Annotated in this window: 18 protein-coding genes; 16 read left to right on the top strand and 2 right to left on the bottom strand. The window is 36.0% G+C overall.

What is annotated here, in order from left to right:
• Nucleotides 1-67 precede the first annotated feature (67 nt).
• The 7 genes from purB to NMG63_RS04965 are packed head-to-tail and all read left to right on the top strand — an operon-like array spanning nucleotide 68 to nucleotide 5,332.
• The gene (gene purB, locus NMG63_RS04995; protein WP_254006535.1) at nucleotides 68-1,372 is read left to right on the top strand and encodes an adenylosuccinate lyase; all 1,305 of its coding nucleotides are present in this window, start codon (nucleotides 68-70) and stop codon (nucleotides 1,370-1,372) included.
• Entirely contained in the window at nucleotides 1,362-2,384 is a 1,023-nt protein-coding gene (locus NMG63_RS04990; RefSeq protein ID WP_254006534.1) for a GTPase, read from the top strand. The genes purB and NMG63_RS04990 overlap by 11 nt, the downstream gene beginning before the upstream one ends.
• A complete protein-coding gene (locus tag NMG63_RS04985; protein WP_254006533.1) occupies nucleotides 2,384-2,668 on the top strand; it encodes a YhbY family RNA-binding protein in 285 nt (94 codons plus the stop codon). Before NMG63_RS04990 ends, NMG63_RS04985 begins: the two co-directional genes overlap by 1 nt.
• Entirely contained in the window at nucleotides 2,665-3,675 is a 1,011-nt protein-coding gene (gene nadD / locus NMG63_RS04980; protein ID WP_256478920.1) for a nicotinate (nicotinamide) nucleotide adenylyltransferase, read from the top strand. Before NMG63_RS04985 ends, nadD begins: the two co-directional genes overlap by 4 nt.
• Complete coding sequence (gene rsfS, locus NMG63_RS04975; RefSeq protein ID WP_123171425.1) at nucleotides 3,668-4,006, top strand: ribosome silencing factor; 339 nt, start codon at nucleotides 3,668-3,670, stop codon at nucleotides 4,004-4,006. Before nadD ends, rsfS begins: the two co-directional genes overlap by 8 nt.
• Nucleotides 3,987-4,658: a class I SAM-dependent methyltransferase gene (locus NMG63_RS04970; RefSeq protein WP_254006531.1), complete on the top strand. Its 672-nt coding sequence runs from the start codon at nucleotides 3,987-3,989 to the stop codon at nucleotides 4,656-4,658. Before rsfS ends, NMG63_RS04970 begins: the two co-directional genes overlap by 20 nt.
• Entirely contained in the window at nucleotides 4,655-5,332 is a 678-nt protein-coding gene (locus tag NMG63_RS04965) for a 5'-methylthioadenosine/adenosylhomocysteine nucleosidase (protein ID WP_254006530.1), read from the top strand. The genes NMG63_RS04970 and NMG63_RS04965 overlap by 4 nt, the downstream gene beginning before the upstream one ends.
• 57 nt (nucleotides 5,333-5,389) lie before the next feature.
• On the opposite strand, the gene NMG63_RS04960 is transcribed toward NMG63_RS04965, so the two are convergent.
• Nucleotides 5,390-5,914 (bottom strand): hypothetical protein, encoded by a 525-nt coding sequence (locus NMG63_RS04960; protein ID WP_254006529.1) that lies wholly within the window; start codon nucleotides 5,912-5,914, stop codon nucleotides 5,390-5,392.
• Between the two features lie 124 nt (nucleotides 5,915-6,038).
• On the opposite strand from NMG63_RS04960, the gene NMG63_RS04955 reads away from it, so the two are divergent.
• From NMG63_RS04955 to NMG63_RS04915, 9 genes are all read left to right on the top strand, one after another.
• Entirely contained in the window at nucleotides 6,039-8,963 is a 2,925-nt protein-coding gene (locus NMG63_RS04955) for an AAA family ATPase (RefSeq protein WP_254006528.1), read from the top strand.
• Nucleotides 8,963-9,922, top strand: a complete 960-nt coding sequence (gene ftsY / locus NMG63_RS04950; protein WP_254006527.1) for a signal recognition particle-docking protein FtsY — start codon at nucleotides 8,963-8,965, stop codon at nucleotides 9,920-9,922. The genes NMG63_RS04955 and ftsY overlap by 1 nt, the downstream gene beginning before the upstream one ends.
• Nucleotides 9,912-10,229 (top strand): YlxM family DNA-binding protein, encoded by a 318-nt coding sequence (gene ylxM / locus NMG63_RS04945; RefSeq protein WP_013853002.1) that lies wholly within the window; start codon nucleotides 9,912-9,914, stop codon nucleotides 10,227-10,229. The genes ftsY and ylxM overlap by 11 nt, the downstream gene beginning before the upstream one ends.
• On the top strand, nucleotides 10,222-11,424 hold the full coding sequence (locus NMG63_RS04940; RefSeq protein WP_254006526.1) for an acetate/propionate family kinase: 1,203 nt from the start codon (nucleotides 10,222-10,224) through the stop codon (nucleotides 11,422-11,424). Before ylxM ends, NMG63_RS04940 begins: the two co-directional genes overlap by 8 nt.
• Nucleotides 11,411-12,334 carry a DHH family phosphoesterase gene (locus NMG63_RS04935; RefSeq protein WP_254006525.1) on the top strand — a complete coding sequence of 308 codons (924 nt, stop codon included), beginning with the start codon at nucleotides 11,411-11,413 and terminating at the stop codon, nucleotides 12,332-12,334. Before NMG63_RS04940 ends, NMG63_RS04935 begins: the two co-directional genes overlap by 14 nt.
• Before the next feature lie 39 nt (nucleotides 12,335-12,373).
• The gene (locus NMG63_RS04930; RefSeq protein ID WP_254006524.1) at nucleotides 12,374-15,439 is read left to right on the top strand and encodes a DNA polymerase III subunit alpha; all 3,066 of its coding nucleotides are present in this window, start codon (nucleotides 12,374-12,376) and stop codon (nucleotides 15,437-15,439) included.
• 20 nt (nucleotides 15,440-15,459) lie between these two features.
• Nucleotides 15,460-16,128: a response regulator transcription factor gene (locus NMG63_RS04925; RefSeq protein WP_254006523.1), complete on the top strand. Its 669-nt coding sequence runs from the start codon at nucleotides 15,460-15,462 to the stop codon at nucleotides 16,126-16,128.
• The gene (locus NMG63_RS04920) at nucleotides 16,112-17,518 is read left to right on the top strand and encodes a sensor histidine kinase (RefSeq protein WP_254006522.1); all 1,407 of its coding nucleotides are present in this window, start codon (nucleotides 16,112-16,114) and stop codon (nucleotides 17,516-17,518) included. The genes NMG63_RS04925 and NMG63_RS04920 overlap by 17 nt, the downstream gene beginning before the upstream one ends.
• Before the next feature lie 108 nt (nucleotides 17,519-17,626).
• Entirely contained in the window at nucleotides 17,627-18,565 is a 939-nt protein-coding gene (locus tag NMG63_RS04915; protein WP_254006521.1) for an IS30-like element ISErh4 family transposase, read from the top strand.
• Nucleotides 18,566-18,602: 37 nt separating this feature from the next.
• On the opposite strand, the gene NMG63_RS04910 is transcribed toward NMG63_RS04915, so the two are convergent.
• Nucleotides 18,603-19,973, bottom strand: a complete 1,371-nt coding sequence (locus NMG63_RS04910; RefSeq protein ID WP_254006520.1) for a polysaccharide deacetylase family protein — start codon at nucleotides 19,971-19,973, stop codon at nucleotides 18,603-18,605.
• Nucleotides 19,974-20,087: the final 114 nt, after the last annotated feature.

The following is a 20,087-nucleotide window of genomic DNA, read 5'->3' as shown; positions in this document are numbered from 1 at the left end:
CGACCTTACAAAACCAAGTCTGGCGGTTGTATACTTCCAGACTTTATTATTTCAATTAGGAGGTTTTATGATTAATCGGTATTCAAGAGATGTAATGAAAACAATTTTTAACGATCAGTTTCGTTTTGAAGCGTGGCTCAAAGTCGAGATTCATGCAGCAGAGGCATTCAATCAACTGGGGGTAGTTCCAGATAACGATCTGAAAGCATTGCAAGAAAATGCTTCCTTTGATATCAATCGTATTTATGAAATTGAAGCTGAAACTCGCCATGATGTTGTCGCATTTACAAGAGCGGTAAGTGAAACACTGGGTGATGAGAAACGATGGATTCATTACGGTTTGACGAGTACGGATGTTGTAGATACAGCCTATGGATATATTTATAAGCAAGCAAATGATATCTTAGAGCAGGGACTTTTGGATTTTATTGAAGTTTTAAGACAACAAGCGATACGATATAAGGACACCCCTTGTATTGGGCGAACACATGGAATTCATGCCGATATAACGAGTTTTGGACTAAAGTTTGCACTTTGGTATGATGAAATGAATCGAAATCTTGGACGTTTTCAAGCTGCTCGCAGCGATTTAGAGGCGGGTAAAATCAGTGGGGCTGTTGGTAATTTTGCTAATACAGATCCATTTGTTCAAGATTATGTTTGTTCTCAATTAGGGATTACATCAACAAATATTTCAACACAAGTGTTACAAAGAGATCGTCATGCCTTTTATATGTCAACGCTTGCAATGATTGCAACAAGTATTGAGAAAATTGCAACGGAGATTCGTCATCTTCAACGTACTGAAGTTGGAGAGGTTGAAGAATTCTTCAATAAAGGTCAAAAAGGTTCTTCGGCAATGCCACATAAGCGAAATCCAATAAGCAGCGAAAATATGGCGGGATGTGCACGTGTAATCCGTGGTTATATGCTAACTTCGTTTGAAAATGTTTCGTTATGGCATGAGCGCGATATATCCCATTCGAGTGCAGAACGAATTATTTTTCCGGATGCAATTACCTTATTAGACTATATGTTGCATCGATTTACACGAATTGTTGCGAATTTAGTTGTTTATGAAGACAAAATGGTGGATAATATCAACTTGACACACGGTGTTATTTTTGCGCAACGTGTAATGACTACATTGATTGATAAAGCAGGTCTAAGTCGTGAAGAAGCGTATGACTTAATCCAGCCCCTTGCAATGGAGGCTTACAATACGCATACATCTTTCTTAGACGTGCTTATTGAAAACGGTAACGTATTAACATTGATGACTCAAGAACAATTAGAACAGTGTTTTGATTTAAACTACTTTTTAAGAAGAGTAGATACCATTTTTGAAAGGGTAAATATATATGGAAAATAAAAAATGCGTTGGTTGTGGTTCAGTATTACAAACTGAAGATACAACAACACGTGGCTATGCGAAGGCAATTGAAAATGATTATTGTCAGTCGTGTTTTCGTTTAAAGCATTATCGTGATTTTAAACGGGTTAAAGCAGATGTGAATGATGGAACAACGCTTGAGTTTATTGAGCGTTTTGAAGGCCATATCTTATGGGTTTTAGATATCATGCATCTGAATCAAAGTATGCACACAGGATTACTTCGTGCATTAAGAAATAAAAGTGTTGTGCTTGTTGTAAATAAGCGTGACCTTCTACCAAAGTCTGTTTCAAATAACAAACTAACAAATGCAATTATGCGATCATTAAAAGATGAAGATGTTTCGTTGATGGATATAGTCTACGTTTCTGCTTTGAAAAAGAATACACTTGAATCGTTAAATCCTTACTTAGAGGACGCGCCGTGTGCATTTGTTGGATGTGTCAACGCAGGAAAGTCGTCTTTGCTTAATGCACTGATGGGTAAAAATGATTTATCGGTATCTCCAGTAGCTTCCACAACTGCAGATGTATTGCATATTGAGACGGAAAATTATGATGTTTATGATACACCGGGATTAAGCAATGAAACAAACCTTTTAACGAAGTTTACCGATGAGAACCTCGTGATGTTAGCGCCTCAAAAAACGCTCAAGCCGGCAGTATATCAATTGTATGAAAAGCAAACAATTATGATTGGTAATTTAGGTGCCATCACGGTAAGTCCTAAATCACACGTTCATGTTGTCTCTTATCTTCCGTTTGAATTAAAACGTATTAAACCGGAACGACTTGAAGCAAATTTTGGATTAGAACATGAATTTATGATTCAAAATCCTTCCTATCGTAAGAAAAAGTGGCCTGTGACCGATAAGCATATTGATATCGAGATTTTCGATGTTGGATTTATTAGTATTCAAGGTGAATTAAAAGAATTAGAGACAAGTTTCGATAAAGAAGCTGAAGTCGTAATCAGAAAGGCGATCATTTAATGTTAAGTAAAGATCAAAAAAAAGAATTAAAACGAATTTCTCATGAGGAGAAAACAACTGTATTTATTGGAAAAAACGGATTAACAGAGACTGTATATGAAACATTCGAAACATCCATGTTAGCTCATAATCTTGTGAAAGTAAGTATCCAAAAGAATTCAGATGTTACCATTTTAGAGGCAGTTGAAGCGTTTGAAGACCGTTTTAGTTGTGATTTAGTAAGTAAAATAGGGCGCGTTGCGGTTTTCTATCGTTACAGTAAAAACGGACGTATTAAAGTTTGAGAAAAATAATCTTGTTTGGGGGGAGTTTTGACCCCATTCATGATGGTCATCTAATGATGGCAAAGAATGCCCTAAAACAACGTAAAGCGGATGAACTATGGTTTGTTGTAAGTGCGCAAAATCCTTTTAAAGAAGGTAGTTCTTCCTTTCATCATCGATTTAAGATGGTTCAATTGATGATCGAACCTTATCATAAGATGAAAGCCATTGATCTTGAATCCAAATTACCTTTACCTTCCTATTCGATCGATACAGTTCGAATACTTAAAGCACAGAACAGGGATTGCGAATTTGAATGGTTAATTGGTTCGGATCAATTGCCTACTCTAGACAAATGGAAAGATATTGACGAGTTAAATCAAAGAGTACAATTCATCATGTATGCACGTGATTTTAATATTGAAACACAATTTCCGATTGTTACAGGCCCTGTTTTACCGATAAGTTCGACCGAGATCCGTAAGGGATCAATTACTAAGACTTCACCACGAGTTCTTCAATACATGACCAAACACAGTCTGTATCTGGACGAAATATTAAGAAATCGTGTTTCTCAAAAGCGTTATGAACATGTCTTGAGAGTTAAAGAAGTTGCTTTAGAATTAGCTGATGCTCATAATATTGATAAAGACCGGGTTACACTTGCTTGCATGATTCATGATTTATGTAAGGAAGATTCAAAAGAAAATTTACTCAATACCATGAAATCAAATTATCCCAGTCAAGTTGGATTACATCCGGCATTTTATCATGGATTTGCAGCGGCTTCGGAACTTTCAAAGAAATACTATGTTCGAGATAAGCAGGTTTTAAATGCAATTCGAGGACATGTTAATGGCGCATCAACAAATAAAATTGGAATGATTTTATATATTGCTGATAAGTGCGAACGGGGTAGAGGCTACGACAGTGAGCCCCTAATAACATTATCAAAACAAAATTTGGTTGGTGGGTTTAAAGAAGTGAAAAAGGCACAAGATGCCTATTTAAGGAGACATAATGAATAATTTATTAGATGTAATTGTGAAAACAATGGATGAGAAAAAAGCAAATGACATTGTAACAGTTGATTTTAAACGAGAAAATCCACTTTGTGATTATTTTGTAATTGCGGATGCACCCAGTGTACGTCAAATTAATGCAATTGCTGAGTTTGTGGAAGTTGCAATTGAAAAAGAAGGATATAAAATCCGCAGTATTGAGCGTCAACACGGATCAACATGGATTCTTATTGATGCTTATGATGTAGTCGTCCACTTATTTTTAACTGAGGAACGTGGTCATTACAATTTAGAAAAACTTTATCAGGACTATATCGATGAAAACGTATTACGATAGTCTTTTTGCCTCAAAAGAAGGAACTCAGTTATATAAACAATTTATCACAAAGCATGCGGTAGGAGAGTCATTACTTGAATTAGCATGTGGAACAGGTGATTTACTGAAGGAACTTAATGAGCAGTATGACGTTAAAGGTGTTGATCTCGATGATTCAATGCTTGCACTTGGTTATGAAAAATATCCTGAATTAATGACGAAAATGGTTCAAGGAGATTTCTTAACCTACACAGATGAAAAAACTTATGACACTTTAGTATGTGTTGGTGATAGTCTCAATTACATTCTCACTGAGGAAGATTTATTAAAATTTGTAGATCAAAGCGTCAAGCTTTCATCACACATTATCTTAGATTGTCACCATCCTCATCGTTTGAACGAATTCGCGGATGATTATTATGAAGAAGGATCAACAGATTCCTTTGATTACGCATATCAAATTGAAGTTGATGGTTCTCATTTAGTCCATGTCATTAATTTTCTTGATGGAACATTTGACAGTGTTTATCAGTGGGTGTTTAGTCCGGAAATTCTTATTTCTGCGTATGAGAAACATGGTTATTCGGTAAGTACTTATACTGATTTTAACCACGCAGGTATCAGTTCTGAAGGTGAAAAAGTGATGTTTGTCATCACAAAGGAGTGCATATGATTTTAATTATAGGTGCTATGCAAGAAGAAGTATCTGCATTAACATCATTGATGTCAGCAGTTGAGTCAAGTAATGTATCGGGAGTAGATGTATATACTGGTATACTTTCGAATCAAGAAGTGATCGTAGCGCAAAGTGGTGTCGGTAAAGTCAACGCAGCCTATACAGCTTCTTGCTTAATCGGAGTATTTAATCCACAAATGGTATTAAACATTGGGAGTGCTGGGGGGCTAAGACCTGACCAAAAGCATGGTGATATGGTTGTTGCGACACACCTTCAATACCACGATCTCGATATTGGACCGGGTACTCAAACAGATAAACGATTTATTTTTGAGACAGATGCAAAACTTTTCCAAACAGCTAAAAAAACTCTTGAAAGTATGGAAAAGCGTTACCATGTCGGTCTTATCGTTTCGGGAGATCAATTTGTAACAAAGTCATCACAGGCATTCTTAACTATTCAAGAACATTTTTCAGAAGCTATCTGTGTTGAGATGGAAGCGACGGCGATTGCTCATGTGTGTCACCGTAGTCAAACACCATTTCTTGTCTTAAGAGGATTATCGGATGTTACGCATGACCCAGAAAATGACATTGATTTCGAACAATACTTACCTTTAGCAAGTAAAGTTAGTGCAACTTTATGTCAGGAATTTATTTTAAATCTATAAAAAAAACGTACAGGTTAGTCTTGTACGTTTTCTTTATAGATTTAAATCGTATTTGTTTTATGATTTTTTGTTTTCAATTCCATAAGGACCAGTCCAGAGACCGTTATCAAAAAACCATGTTTTCAGATCGTCGCTCGTAAAGGGATTGTCTTGTTTAAATACAAGCGTAGATTTCACATCTACCTTATCCTTTTTAGCTTCAATTACGACAAATGCTGGATATTTTTCAACACCCAATAATTGTTTTAAGCGTGTTACAGATATGTTTTGAGCTTCAGACATATCAATTGAAATGATTTCCGGTGTGGGACGTACTTCTTGTTCTGTTGTTAAAGGTGCTAGTAGGGCATCTTCAACATAGTCAGAATCAGAATCACCATCTTTAAGTAAAAATACGTGTTGTCCTGGATTATCATTTAAAAAAGTCTGGATTTCATTAAGTTTAATAACCGTTTCGCTCTCAGGCATACCGGCACGCAGCGTTAGAGCACTTGTTTTGGGTTTAAATTGATCGTATAAAACGACAAATAAAGACACGAGTGCAACTGCAGTAAACGCAATTAGAATAATTCGTTTTCGCATATTTCCTCCTAACGTAGCCAATAAAAGAATAGCACTTTGTAGACAGAAAATCAAATTGTTGGATACATCTTTCATGTTTCAAGATATTACGGTATAATAAGACCATATAAGAATGGGGGTTTCTATGTTCCTCAAAAAGATAGAAATGCAAGGTTTTAAATCGTTTGCAGATAAAGTTATAATTAACTTCGATGATGCCGTTACTGGTATTGTAGGTCCAAATGGATGTGGGAAAAGTAACATTAGTGATGCGATACGTTGGGTTTTAGGAGAACAGTCCGTAAAATCAATGCGTGGCTCGAGTATGACTGATGTTATTTTTAATGGGTCTGAAACGCGCCGGAAGGTTAACCTTGCGGAGGTTACACTCGTCTTCAATAACGAAGCACGACCACTCAATAGTGACTATGAAGAGTTAGAAATAACGCGTAGACTTTATCGAGATACACGAGAATCGGAATATCTCATTAATAAAGTTCCGTGCCGATTACGCGATGTCCATGATTTAGTTATGGACACGGGATTAGGTAGAGACTCATTATCGATTATTTCACAAGGGACAATCAGTTATTTTGCGGAGGCAAAGCCAATTGAACGTCGTGTTATTTTCGAAGAGGCAGCAGGGGTTTCCAAATACAAAAAACGAAAGATTGAATCCATCAATAAACTTGAACGTACAAAAGAAAATGTTGATCGAATGCAAGATATTGTGGATGAAATAACACGTCAAGTGGGTTCTTTAAAGCGTGCTGCGAAAAAAGCGGAACAATACAAAGAAAAAAAAGCATTGCTTGAGTCAATTGAGGTTTCTGTAATTTGTCGTGAAATTAAAGAACTAGAAGAACTTATTGATTCAAATAAAAACGATACCTATCGTTTGGAGTCGGAGATTGCTTCTTTAGAAACAAATATTGGTGTTTATGACCATGAGCTTCAAGAAAAACGTCAAGAAATATTTAAAATGGATCAAGATATTGTTAAAGGACAAGAGAAGGTGATGCAATTTGTCCGTGAAATCGGTATTTTGGAAACACGTAAAGTTGAAATTGATGAGCGTCGTAAGTACACCTTAGAAGTTGGTGACAAACAAGCTAAAGCTCAAGAATTGTTTGCGGCGATGAATGATGCCAAGTTGGAATTTGACGAACGAAAAGAACGTCACAAAAAACTGAATGCGGAAGTTGAACTTTTAACAGAAACAACATATGAAAAAAATCGAGAACTCGCAGATAAACAACAATCACTCAATGCTTTAATGTCATCATTAAACCAATTAAAAAACCGCTTAGAACTTGTTGTACATCGTTTAGAGCGACCTTTTGAATCACAAGCAGGGGTTCAAGCGGTTATGAACAACAAAGCGTCTCTTTTTGGAGTTCTTGATGCAGTTGGAAATGTTTTTACGCCTGAGTCCGGTTTAGAATTAGCGATAACAACCGCTTTAGCGGGATCGATGGTTCATATCGTTACAGAAAACGATAAAGCTGCCGTGAACGCCATTAATTTTCTAAAGAAAAATATGTCGGGAAGAGCGACCTTTATTCCTTTAACATCATGTAAATCACGTTCTGTTTCTGAAGATGCTCTAACTGTTTGTGAGCATGCACCAGGATTTATGGGCGTCGCTTCAGATTTTGTATCAAATGATGATGTGTTTGATATCTTAAAAGAAAGCTTGCTTGGGAATGTTCTTGTTGTATCTACAATTGAAGATGCAAACCGTCTTGCTAAGCAACTCCATCATTCCTACAAAATTGTTACACTTGATGGTGATGTAATGCACCGCGGTGGAACAATGTCTGGTGGTAAAACAAAAAATAATCAGCAATCAATGCTAACGCTTAAACGCGACAAGGAATCGTTAGAAGAAGAAATTACAAAATTAAAAGATCGTATCGTATTTTCGGAAAATGAAGTACGCATGTTACAAACGACTTTAAAAGAGACGAACGATGTTTTAATGCAACGTCGTATTGCATTAGCACAATTAGAACCTTTACTAGATGTTAAACGCTCTAAATATGAACGTTTGCAACAAGAGTATGAGGAAATAAATCCAAATGACGAGTTTATGACGGAAGATGTTGTCGATGAAGTTATTGGAAAATTGAATCGTGCTTATATGGAACGCGATGAATTAAGTTCTAATCTTGCATTAATTCGAGAACGTCGTTTAGCCCTCGGTAATGAGGTGCAACGTAAGGAAGTATTGATTCGTCAATACCGCAGCGATCTGAATAAACTTACACAAGAAAAACATCAGGTTAATTTAAGTGATACGAAACATGCGACACGGCTTGAATCAAATCTTGAGCGTTTGTCCAGTGAGTATCAAATGACCTTTGAGTATGCTCTTGAAAATATTTATGATGAATCAGCAGCAAACAGTCGCGACGAGGTTCTTAAGTTGCGTGGTGAAATTGCTGCGTTAGGAAATGTAAACCTTGAAGCTCCGGAAGAATACCAAGAGGCGTTTGAGCGTCACGAGTTCTTAACAAAACAACTCGATGATTTGATTTCTTCACGGGATAAACTTCTCGGTGTCATTGAAGAGATGGATCAAATAATGGTCAAACAGTTCAAAGAAATGTTTGATAAGATTAACGCGGAATTGGGACCAGTTTTTGGAGCGTTATTTGGTGGCGGTAAGGCTAAACTTGTATTAGAAGATGAAAATGATCTGTTAAATACAGGTATTGATATTGATGTTCAGCCACCGGGGAAATCCGTTCAAAATATTCGTTTGTTTTCGGGTGGTGAGAAGAGTTTAATTGCGATTTCAGTACTGTTTGCAATTTTAAAAGCCCGTCATGTTCCACTTTGTATTTTTGATGAGGTTGAAGCTGCGTTGGATCAAGCTAACGTAGAGCGCCTAGCAAACTATATAAAGGACTTCAGTGATGATACGCAGTTCTTGGTGATTACACATAGATCTGGAACGATGGCTCAATGTGATGTCTTATATGGCGTTACAATGCCTACACGGGGAGTTTCATCCATGCTACGCGTACGATTGGATGAAGCGATTGAATTAAAGGAGGAAGCATAATGGGATTTTTTGATATGTTTAAAAAATCAAATAAAAAAGATCAAAAAGAACAGGAACTTTACTCAACGGGTTTAGATTCTACTAAAGCATCTTTTGGTAATAAATTAAAACAAATGTTCACTGGGAAACCAAAGTTTGATGATGCCTGGTATGATCATCTATTAGCGGTTTTGATTCAAAGTGATGTATCGTTGAAAAGTGCTCAAAAAATTATCAAAACATTTAGAAAAAGTGTTAAGACTTCAATGAGTGAAGAAGAAGCATTAGAGACTCTTGTTGAAGTGATTTTAAGACAGTATGGTGATAATTTAGAGCCTTATGCCATTGAACCGGGACGACTTAATGCAATTTTGGTCGTAGGTGTGAATGGTTCTGGGAAAACGACGACATGCGCTAAATTAGCTTACAACTACCAACAAGAAGGCTATAAAGTCTTGTTGGTAGGTGGTGACACATTTAGAGCTGCCGGAAGTAATCAACTCAAAGTTTGGGCCGATGAGATTGGTGTGGACTTTGTTGGTGGTAAAGACAATCAAGATCCCGCATCTGTTTATGTGGATGCCGCACGATATGCTAAGGAACATGATTTTGACGTTATGATTTGTGATAGTGCAGGTCGTTTACAAAACAAAGTTAATCTCATGAAAGAACTTGAAAAAATGAAGCGTGTTTTAGAGCGTGAAGTTGGAAGTATCGATCACACTTACCTTGTTATTGATGGCAATACAGGTCAAAACGGATTATCTCAAGCGAAAACCTTTACCGAGGTGACTCCGGTTAATTCTTTAATTGTTACAAAACTCGATGGTTCGCCTAAAGGTGGTGTGTTGTTGAGTATTAAAGACGAATTGGATCTCAAGGTAAGCCATATTGGTTTAGGAGAAACGGTGGGTGATTTAAGAGCTTTCGATATTGAAAGTTATTTGTATCATCTTGTTAATGATAATCATGAGCGTTGAGAAAGCAGTCGAGTTAAATCGATTATTTGATTACTATGAAAGTTTGTTAACAGAAAAACAAATACAAGTTTTTCAATATTATTACCAAGATGACTTGTCATATCAAGAAATTGCGGATATCCTTAATATTAGTCGTTCGGCTGTTTATGATAACTTAAATCGAACAACCCGATTACTCGAAGAGTATGAGCAAAAGTTGGGAGTTGCGACATCCTATCAAAAATTATTTGATAAACTTTATGCCCTTGGGGATGGGGAAGTCAATAAAATCTTAGATGATTTCAATAGAGGAGGAAATTATGAGTAAAGTTTTAGCGGTAAATGCCGGAAGTAGTTCATTGAAATTTCAATTATTAGAAATGCCAGAAGCAGAAGTGCTTACAAGTGGTATTGTTGAACGTATTGGTTTAAATGATGGAATTATCACATTTAAATATAACGATCAAAAAGATACAGATACATTAGATATTCCTGATCATCACGTAGCGGTTGATCTCGTGTTAAAAGGTCTTGTGGAAAAAAATATTGTTTCTGATTTATCAGAAATTGTAGCTGCAGGTCACCGTGTTGTTCATGGTGGTGAATTTTTCCAAGGAAGTGCATTATGCGATGAAGTGTCAGTAGCTCAAGTTGAAGAACTTGCAGATTTAGCGCCATTACATAACCCAGCAAACTTGATTGGATATCGTGCATTTAAAGAAGCATTGCCAAATGCGACACATATCTTTGCATTTGACACTGCTTTCCATCAAACAATGCCTGAAGAGGTGTATATGTATGCATTACCATACGAGTACTACAGTGATTTAGCTGTTCGTCGTTATGGTGCACACGGTATTTCACATGAATATGTAGCACAACGTACGGCTGAATTAATGGGTAAAAAAGTTGAAGATGTTAATTTAATTACACTTCACTTAGGAAATGGTGCATCTATTTCTGCTGTTAAAGGTGGAAAATGTGTTAATACATCTATGGGATTCACACCATTAGCTGGATTAATGATGGGTACACGTACTGGGGATTTAGATCCTGCAATCGTTACTTACTTAATGCGTAAACTCGATATTACTGCAGAAGAAGTTCTTGATATTTTCAATAAAAAATCAGGTATGGCTGGAATTAGTGGAATCTCAAGTGATGCTCGCGATATCGAAAATGGTATTGACGAAGGTAATGAACGTGCAATTTTAACACGCAAGATGTATGCACAACGTGTATTAGAATATGTTGGTGCTTATGCACTTCAATTAGGTCATGTTGATGGACTTGTCTTTACAGCAGGACTTGGTGAAAACGATACAGGGACTCGTGAAGCAATTTTAGATGTATTGCAACCAGGTCTAAAACTTGATTATGATCGTGAATTAAACAACAAAACACGTGGTAAAGAAGTTAAATTAAGTACTGATGCTTCATCAATGGATATTTGGGTTTGTCCAACAAATGAAGAATTAGTCATTGCGACTGATGCCTACCGTATTCACAATGAACAAAACTAAATTTCTAGAATACGTCGAGTCCTTTGATAAAATTTGCTTATTTCGTCATGTTCAACCGGATGGAGATGCATTAGGGTCTCAGGTAGGGCTGGCAAAATGGTTAAAGTTAAATTATCCAAAAAAGGAAATTTTGATGTTAGGAAGTGATCTTCATAATTTTACGATTTATGAACCCATGGATTGTGTAGAAGACCTCGGATCATTTCTAGCAATTGTACTGGATAGTGCAAATCAAGAGCGAATTGATGATCAGCGTTATCAAGAGGCAGATACAATTATTAAGATTGACCATCATCCAGAAGTGGATGCCTATGGCGATCTACAGATTGTTGATTCAAGTCGTGGAAGTGTTTGTGAGATCGTTGCAGATTTATTACATGAACTTCAAATGAAGATGAATGAATCCGTTGCAAATACGCTTCTGTCAGGTATTTTGACGGATACACAAAAGTTTTCAATTGAAACGACTTCATCCAAAACACTTCGTGCAGCAGCATGGCTTATGGACGAAGGGGCAAATATCACAAAACTTAATCATGCACTTTTTTTACGAACGCGTAGAAATTTTGAGATTAATCGTGAAATCCAAAACCATATCCAGGTTAAAGATGCATTTGCCTATGTGATTATTGATCAAGCGTTACTTGACCAAATGGAAATCACAGAATCAGATGCAAAAATGTTTACTGGATCAATGGCTGGAGTTCGTGAATTTAAAATTTGGGGATTGTTTATCCAGACTGAAGACGGATCCTTTAAAGCTTCGTTGAGATCTCAAAACAATACCATTAATACAATTGCGCAACGTTATAACGGTGGTGGACATCGCTTAGCCTGTGGCATTAAAGGTTTAACGCATGAAACTATGGAGACGTTAATCAATGAATTGGCAGAAACATCGCTATTATAGCGATGTTTTTTCATGTATAATAATATTAGAGGTGGCAAAATGGCGACACACTTAATGGTCCGCAGTCATTATTCTCTATTGCAGGGGATGATGCCTGTTGAATTAATCTGCGAAAAAGCGAAACATAATGAATCAAAGAGCATTGCCTTAACAGATCGGCATGTTCTTTTTGGTGCATTGGATTTTTATAATGCAGCACGTAAACATAATATTAAGCCTATTTATGGCATGGAAATTACAATCTCTGAGAATGAATCCAATTACGATTCATTAGTACTTGCACGAACTAATAAAGGATATCAGGGCTTAATCCATTTATCTTACTTACTTTCAAAACAAGCTTCTATTTCGGAAGCGGATGTAATGCCTTTTGAATCCGAATTAATCTTTATTGCCTATTCAGAACAGGGTCCATTTGAAAAAGGCATGTTGAGTAAAAACCTCGATGAAGTGGCAGATACGATGGAACGTTTAAAACAAATGTTCTCATATTTCTATATAGGCTTATCACATCAAGAATCTGGATTTTTTTCATCGGTTAATGATCAGCTGCGACAAATGGCTGTTTTACGAGAGATTGAATGTGTTGCACTTCCTAAAGTATATTATGAAAACAAAAATGATGAGGAAGCGTTTCGGGCGCTACAAGCAATCGATAAAAGCACATATTTAGAGGATAAAACCCTCGTGTCCTCGCCAAATCGGAATTTTATTAATGATGATGATTTTAAGTCGCTGTATTCAGAAACAGAGATATTATTAACTGATACAATTGCTGAGATGTGTAATGTATCAATTATGAATCTCACAACTGAGTTGCCGGAATTTGAGACACATCAAGAAGTAAGTAATAAAGTTTTCTTAGAACAACTGAGTCATTTTGGATTAAAACGGAGGTTAAACAATTCTGTTCCAGAAAAATATCGTGAACGATTGAATTATGAGTTAAAAATAATCAATGAAATGAACTTCACTGATTATTTTTTAATCGTTTACGACGTTATTCGCTACGCTAAGAAGGAGGGGATTTATGTAGGACCTGGTCGTGGGAGTTCTGCGGGTTCACTTGTTGCATATTGCTTGGGTATTGTTGAAATTGATCCCATTGAATATGATCTGCTGTTTGAACGTTTTTTAAATCCAGAACGTGTTTCAATGCCGGATATTGATATTGATTTTCCGGATGATAAACGACAATTTGTAATTGATTATGTAAGAAATAAATATGGAGATGACTATGTTGCGCACATTGTAACATTCGGGACGCTTAAAGCACGTCAGGCTTTTCGTGATACAGCGCGCGTTCTACAAGTTCCAATCCGTAAAGTGGACCAAGTATCGAAACTTATTGATCCAACGTTGAGCTTAAACGACAATTACAATAAAAACAGTCGATTTAAATCACTGATTCAATCAGAGGATCTTTTAAATAAAACCTTTGAGCTTGCATGTAAGATAGAGGGGATGCCACGACATACCTCAACACATGCAGCAGGTATTGTTTTAAGCAAAAAACCTCTTGATACTGTTGTTCCGGTTATTCAGTTGGATTCGGAAACTAAAGCAGTCCAATATGAGATGAGTTATCTTGAGTCCATTGGTTTAGTGAAAATCGATTTTTTAGGTTTGAGAAATCTAACGATTATTGACAATATAAGCCGACAAATTAATGAGTCTGAATCTTTTGATATTATGTCAATTCCACTAGATGATAAAAAAACGTATGACTTGATTTCACGGGCTGAGACGGTTGGTGTTTTCCAACTTGAATCGGATGGAATGAAGGCATTGTTAAAGAAAGTTAAACCTCACAAGTTTAGTGATATCGTCGATACGGTTGCCTTATTCAGACCGGGTCCGATGGAGAATATTCCTTTATATCTAGAGAATCGTGATCACCCAGAAAAGGTCAAATACATTCATGATGATTTGAAGAGAATTACGGAAAGTACCAATGGTATTTTGATATATCAAGAACAGATTATGCAAGTTGCTCAGATTATGGCTGGATTCAGTTTAGCTCGAGCAGATATTTTACGGAAAGCAATGGGAAAAAAGAATGCTAAAGAACTGGATGGATTAAAAACGGAGTTTATCCAAGGATGTATTAATAAAGGCCATAATGAAATCTTTGCGGAAGAACTCTTTTCACTTATTTATAAATTCGCAAACTATGGTTTTAATAAATCTCACTCAGTTGCATATGGGCTAATTGCTTATCAATTATCATATTTAAAGGCTAATTATCCACACTTGTTCTATACCTATCTTTTAACCAGTGTTATTGGTAGTGAGGTTAAGACACGGCAATACATTGATGAATGTCGCCGACGAAAGGTGGACTTACGTCCTGTTAATTTAGAGCAAAGCAGTAACAGTTATACACTTGAAGGGTATGCAATTCGCTTGCCATTTACGGTAATTAAGGGTATTAGTAAAAGTATCGGAGCTAAAATTCAAAATGAGGTTCATGAAAATGGTCCGTATTTGAGTTACTATAATGCCATCAGTCGTTTAAATCTTGTGGGAATTAAGAAAAACCAGTTTGAATTGCTTATTCAAGCAGGAGCTTTTGATTATTTAAATTCAGATCGTTTAAGTATGATTGCGTCACTTGAAGAAGCACTACGGTATGCGAATATCATTCGTGTTGAAAAAGATGGACAGTCATCTTTAAATATGGATTTAATCAGTGAACCGATTTTCACGGAGGTAGCTGAAAATCGAAGACAAGTTTTAAATGATGAATTGGTTGTCTTAGGATTTTATTTCAGTGAACATCCAACCTTGCGTTTGAAACAGAAGCATGAATCGGATTCATTGATTGAAGTCAAAGTTCGTGATAAATATTTCAGAATCATCGCGATGGTCGATCGAATTAAGTTGCATCGGACGAAAAAAGGGGACCAAATGGCCTTTATTCAGTTAAGCGATGATACAGGTTTGATTGATGGAGTGGTATTTCCGTCAGTATATGATAAAATAAAAGTGAACCTAGAAATAGGAGCACTTGTCTTAGTGAAGGGGCAGATGCGTGAACCAGGATCTTTGATCATAATGGATATGTATCGATTTGATTCAAAACCGGAGTTTCACGAATCATAAAATGAAAGAGGTGAATTCACATGGTTAGATTTTTGATTGTAGATGATGAAGAGAAAATTAGAGAAGTTGCTAAGGAATATGCAAAGGCAACGGGGTTATTATGTGATGAGGCGTCCGATGGAGCTGAAGCAATTGAAATGGTCAAAACTAATGACTATGATGTTGTGGTTTTAGATATCATGATGCCAAATCTTGATGGTTTTACTGCATGTCGTGAAATAAAGAAAATCAAAGATGTTCCGATAATTATGTTATCTGCACGTCAAGAGGAGTTCGATAAGTTGCTTGGGTTTGAATTAGGGATTGATGACTATGTCACGAAACCGTTCTCACCTAAAGAATTAATGGCTCGTATTAAAGCTGTGAGTGAGCGTGCTAAAGGAATGAAACACAGTGTTTATTCTTTCGGCGGACTTGAAGTTGATATTACAGGACGTAATTTAATCATTGATGGTGAACGTATTAATGTCACACCAAAAGAGTTTGATCTGTTGGTCTTCCTTATTCAACATAAAGATCAAGCGTTATCACGAGATGTGCTCTTAGATAAAGTATGGAATTATAATTATTATGGTGACTATCGTACCGTCGATACTCATATCAAAATGTTAAGACAAAACTTAGGTCCATACCGTGACTACATTGTTACGGTTCGTGGAACAGGTTATAAGTTTGAAATCAACAACTAAGAATATGGCCTTTCGTATTTGGTTCTATTTCCTATTACTAACAGGAATCATGCTGTTATTTTTATGGATGTTACAAATTTCATTTATAGGACCTTATTACGAGCGCAATCGATCTCAAACAATTCAAATGAAGGTCACTGAGATTGAACGTTTATTAGAACGATCGGATATTTCAATCGTCGAGGAAGCAACAGGAAAAATTCTAGCTACTGAAAATATGTGTATTAGTATCTATAATGATCTTGGGGTTCGTACTTATATTGGTGAGAACCCCAATATTCCCTGCCAGTTAAACAATCTGAAAAATTCAACAATGAAAGAATATATGATTATGGCTGACAATGCTCCGACACGCGATTTTTCGATTAATTTTAATAATGGAATTCATGAACAAGGAATGTATTTTTATGGCAGAAGTACGCTTATTAATGGTAAGCCCAATTATATTTTTGTTATTTCTCCTATAAAACTTTTAGATTCAACGGTATTTGTTTTGAAAAGACAATTTGGATTGTTGGCACTTGTAGTCTTTAGTGTTGCGACAATTGTTGCTTTTATTTTATCGAAGCGACTTTCAAGTCCAATTACTAAAATTACGAATAGTGCTAAAAAGTTAGCTGATGGGGATCTGTCAGTGGATTTTGAAGGAAATGATTATTCTGAAGTTGAAACACTTGCGAGTACTTTGAACTATGCTACACAAGAGTTTCGTAAAACGGATGAATTACGTAGGGACTTGGTTGCTAACGTTTCACATGATATCAAAACCCCTCTAACAATGATTAAGGCCTATGCAGAGATGATTCAGGATATCTCAGGAGATAATCCCGAAATGCGCGAACAGCATCTTAATGTTATTGTAGATGAGGTTAATCATTTGGAGCGTTTAGTAAATGATATGTTGACACTATCTAAATATGAAGCCAATGTTTTTGATATTAAAGAAACTGAATATTTTGTGTTACAGCAAATTCATATGACGACACATTTATTCTTAGCGATGGATCTGCAATTTGAAATTCACTGCGACCCCAATTTAATGGTGCTTGCTGATGAAATTAAAATGGGACAGGTTCTATACAATTATATTAATAATGCTACGAAGTATGTTGGTGACGATAATGTAATTGTAATTAAAGCAGACGTTGAGGGTGATGTCGTTGTTGTTTCAGTAACAGATCATGGAATCGGAATCAGTCCGGATATTATTGATCATATCTGGGATCGATACTATAAAATTGATAAAAACTATCAACGAAGTGGTTCCAGTAGTGGACTTGGATTATCAATCGTTAAAGCGATATGTGATGCAAGTGGATCAAAATATTGGGTAGAATCAGAACTGGGTGTGGGTACATCATTCTTCTATTCCGTAAAAAAAGCAAAATAAAAGTTAGGACAAGCCTAACTTCCTAAATTCAAATCTCAACCGCACCACCCAAGGTGCGGTTGTTTTTGTATAATAAAAGGAGCCCACCCGACTAAAAGGAGCTCCCATATGAAGTATAAACAATTAGATAAAAAAATGAAAGACCAAATTGATATTCTATTAAGCATCGGCTATTCTATGCGCAAGGCAGCACGTAAACTCAATATATCTCATTCTACGATTTCTAGATATAAAAATAATGTCTATAAGAAACGAACGATTGATATCCGAGACAAATATTCCCACTTAATCGAATATCTGCATTCTCACTATGATCCTAAAGTTCATTCGGTAGAAGTATGTTTGAGTAACTATAAACGATATCATCCATATAAACCGTGTGTTACATCGCAGCAAGTCTATAACTGGATTAACCAAGGTAAACTTGATATAAAACCAAATAGAATGTGCTATAAACGTCGAAAACGCAAAAAAAGAATTAGTGGAATGATGAATCATTTAAGATGGAACTTGGAAGAGAAAACGGTGCTTCCAATTAGCCTTAGACCTAAATACATTGAGGAACGTAACGAGATTGGTCATCTCGAAATCGACTCTATAATCGGTAAGAAACATGAATCTGCAGCAATTATATCCATTGTAGACCGCTGCTCAAGAATGACCTGGCTTATTAAAGCAGAATATCGATATGACTATTACACATCAAACTTAATTCGAAAATTTATTGAAGAGAATAATATAACAACCAAATCAATAACAGTAGATAACGGACTTGAATTTAAAACACTAGGAATTACAGCCAAGCGGTTGGGTGTGAAACTATATAAGTGTGATCCATACTGTTCTTTTCAACGTGGAACCAATGAACGAGCGAATGCAATCGTTAGAAGGTTTATACCAAAAGGAAAATCAATGTATGATATAGCGCAACAATATCTTGATGATATTTGCTTCAAAATTAACTCAATGCCGCGAAAAATATTTGACTTCAAAACGGCCTATGAGATAGACTTTAATAAAAGTAAAAGTGGTGCGGTTGAGATTTGATAAAAGAAAAGTTAGGACAAGCCTAACTTTTTTTGTATTACTGAGTTGGATCAGCGTTGAAATAGATTGCGTTGGTTTTAACGACATCATTACGTGATTCAAGTAATTCCTCAACGGTCACAAATTTATAACCTTGTTCATGAAGTTTTTTTGCAGCACATTTAAATCCTTCATAGCTCGATTCGTAAATATCATGGAGTAATATAATTGCCCCATCATGTTTATATTTATCAATCGTATTACAGATTTGTTGAGGGTCACGAGATACCCAATCTTCACTATCTACAGACCAATTGACAAATGTTACAGGAGCGCCCTTGCGAACTTCTGCATTGGCATTGCCATAGGGTGGACGAACCATAAATGGACCTTTTAAGCCCGATGCTTTAAAAAGGGCTTCCTCAGTACTCTTAATCTCATTATTAACATCTTGAATATCCATTGAATTAAAATCAGGATGTGTAAATGAGTGATTCGCAATTTGGTGGCCACGACGAACAATTTCTTTTACGATGGATGGGTTTTGATTTACCCGCTCCCCAAGCATAAAAAATGTTGCTTGACCGTCATATTTATCCATTTCGTCCATAATTAGCTGAGTATTACGATGATGTGGTCCATCATCAAATGTGAATGCGACCATTTTTTCTTTTGGGTTAATACCACGATCGAGATATACGGGTGCTATTTCACCATTTGTTTTTTCGAAAGAACCAATTGTATGGGAGAAGTAATCCGTTATTTTAGATAAATCAAATGAGACAGGATTAGTAAATCCCTTAATATTAAAGACAACATTTGATTCAGATAAAGAAAGGGCGGTGTCTTCATCCAAAGAAGTCGCTTTAAGATAACTTTGACGTTCCATTTCTTTCGGTTTGGAAAGCGTTGCCCTTACATCGCTGATTAGTTTATTAAGACCAAGCTCGTTAAACAAATCTGAAGCTTTTACAAATTCTCCGCTTTCGATATCATAAGTGCGGGAAATTTCATCTGTAATCTCGCTATTTAAGGATGTTTTAATATCTACTGTTACGTATTTATCATGGACTTGATAAATCGAGTAATCCTGAAATATTTCAGCTTTCTTACCATCTCTGTTAGATAATCCTTTAGAACGCTCTTTACTTTGATTGGTAAATTCTTGAATCCAAGTATTTACTTTTTCATTATCAAGCGTTGGGTAGTGTAAAACCATGACACGATCATCTGTTGCTTCTTTGATGACTTCATGATGACCAATTTTTTTATACTCGTTTGAAACACGTGTCATATATTTCGGATACTTTGAGAAAGGATTAAATATCAAAGTAACGATGATTGTTACAACAACGAGTAGTGCGGCAATAATAGAAGCTACTGCCTTCATATTGAGTTTACGTACTTTTATGCTTCGTTTAGCTTTCATAGACGCACCCACAATTTAAAAATGCTTTCATCCCAAATCCACCTTTCGATACGATTTTAACATACAAATAGCAGAAATAAATTTTATTATGTGAATCTTAAGAAGAATTTAAGT

The sequence above is a fragment of the Erysipelothrix amsterdamensis genome (genome assembly GCF_940143175.1).
GTDB classification, from domain to species: domain Bacteria; phylum Bacillota_I; class Bacilli_A; order Erysipelotrichales; family Erysipelotrichaceae; genus Erysipelothrix; species Erysipelothrix amsterdamensis.
This window is presented reverse-complemented; position numbering and strand designations above follow the sequence as displayed.

What these genes read in the sequence shown, in the direction of transcription:
- NMG63_RS04960 (WP_254006529.1), bottom strand. Translation starts at nt 5,914, where the DNA reads ATGCGAAAACGAATTATTCTAATTGCGTTTACTGCAGTTGCACTCGTG.
- NMG63_RS04940 (WP_254006526.1), top strand. Translation starts at nt 10,222, where the DNA reads ATGAGTAAAGTTTTAGCGGTAAATGCCGGAAGTAGTTCATTGAAATTT.
- ylxM (WP_013853002.1), top strand. Translation starts at nt 9,912, where the DNA reads ATGAGCGTTGAGAAAGCAGTCGAGTTAAATCGATTATTTGATTACTAT.
- NMG63_RS04925 (WP_254006523.1), top strand. Translation starts at nt 15,460, where the DNA reads ATGGTTAGATTTTTGATTGTAGATGATGAAGAGAAAATTAGAGAAGTT.
- NMG63_RS04985 (WP_254006533.1), top strand. Translation starts at nt 2,384, where the DNA reads ATGTTAAGTAAAGATCAAAAAAAAGAATTAAAACGAATTTCTCATGAG.
- NMG63_RS04965 (WP_254006530.1), top strand. Translation starts at nt 4,655, where the DNA reads ATGATTTTAATTATAGGTGCTATGCAAGAAGAAGTATCTGCATTAACA.
- ftsY (WP_254006527.1), top strand. Translation starts at nt 8,963, where the DNA reads ATGGGATTTTTTGATATGTTTAAAAAATCAAATAAAAAAGATCAAAAA.
- NMG63_RS04930 (WP_254006524.1), top strand. Translation starts at nt 12,374, where the DNA reads ATGGCGACACACTTAATGGTCCGCAGTCATTATTCTCTATTGCAGGGG.
- NMG63_RS04910 (WP_254006520.1), bottom strand. Translation starts at nt 19,973, where the DNA reads ATGAAAGCTAAACGAAGCATAAAAGTACGTAAACTCAATATGAAGGCA.
- NMG63_RS04935 (WP_254006525.1), top strand. Translation starts at nt 11,411, where the DNA reads ATGAACAAAACTAAATTTCTAGAATACGTCGAGTCCTTTGATAAAATT.
- purB (WP_254006535.1), top strand. Translation starts at nt 68, where the DNA reads ATGATTAATCGGTATTCAAGAGATGTAATGAAAACAATTTTTAACGAT.
- NMG63_RS04955 (WP_254006528.1), top strand. Translation starts at nt 6,039, where the DNA reads ATGTTCCTCAAAAAGATAGAAATGCAAGGTTTTAAATCGTTTGCAGAT.
- NMG63_RS04990 (WP_254006534.1), top strand. Translation starts at nt 1,362, where the DNA reads ATGGAAAATAAAAAATGCGTTGGTTGTGGTTCAGTATTACAAACTGAA.
- rsfS (WP_123171425.1), top strand. Translation starts at nt 3,668, where the DNA reads ATGAATAATTTATTAGATGTAATTGTGAAAACAATGGATGAGAAAAAA.
- NMG63_RS04970 (WP_254006531.1), top strand. Translation starts at nt 3,987, where the DNA reads ATGAAAACGTATTACGATAGTCTTTTTGCCTCAAAAGAAGGAACTCAG.
- NMG63_RS04915 (WP_254006521.1), top strand. Translation starts at nt 17,627, where the DNA reads ATGAAGTATAAACAATTAGATAAAAAAATGAAAGACCAAATTGATATT.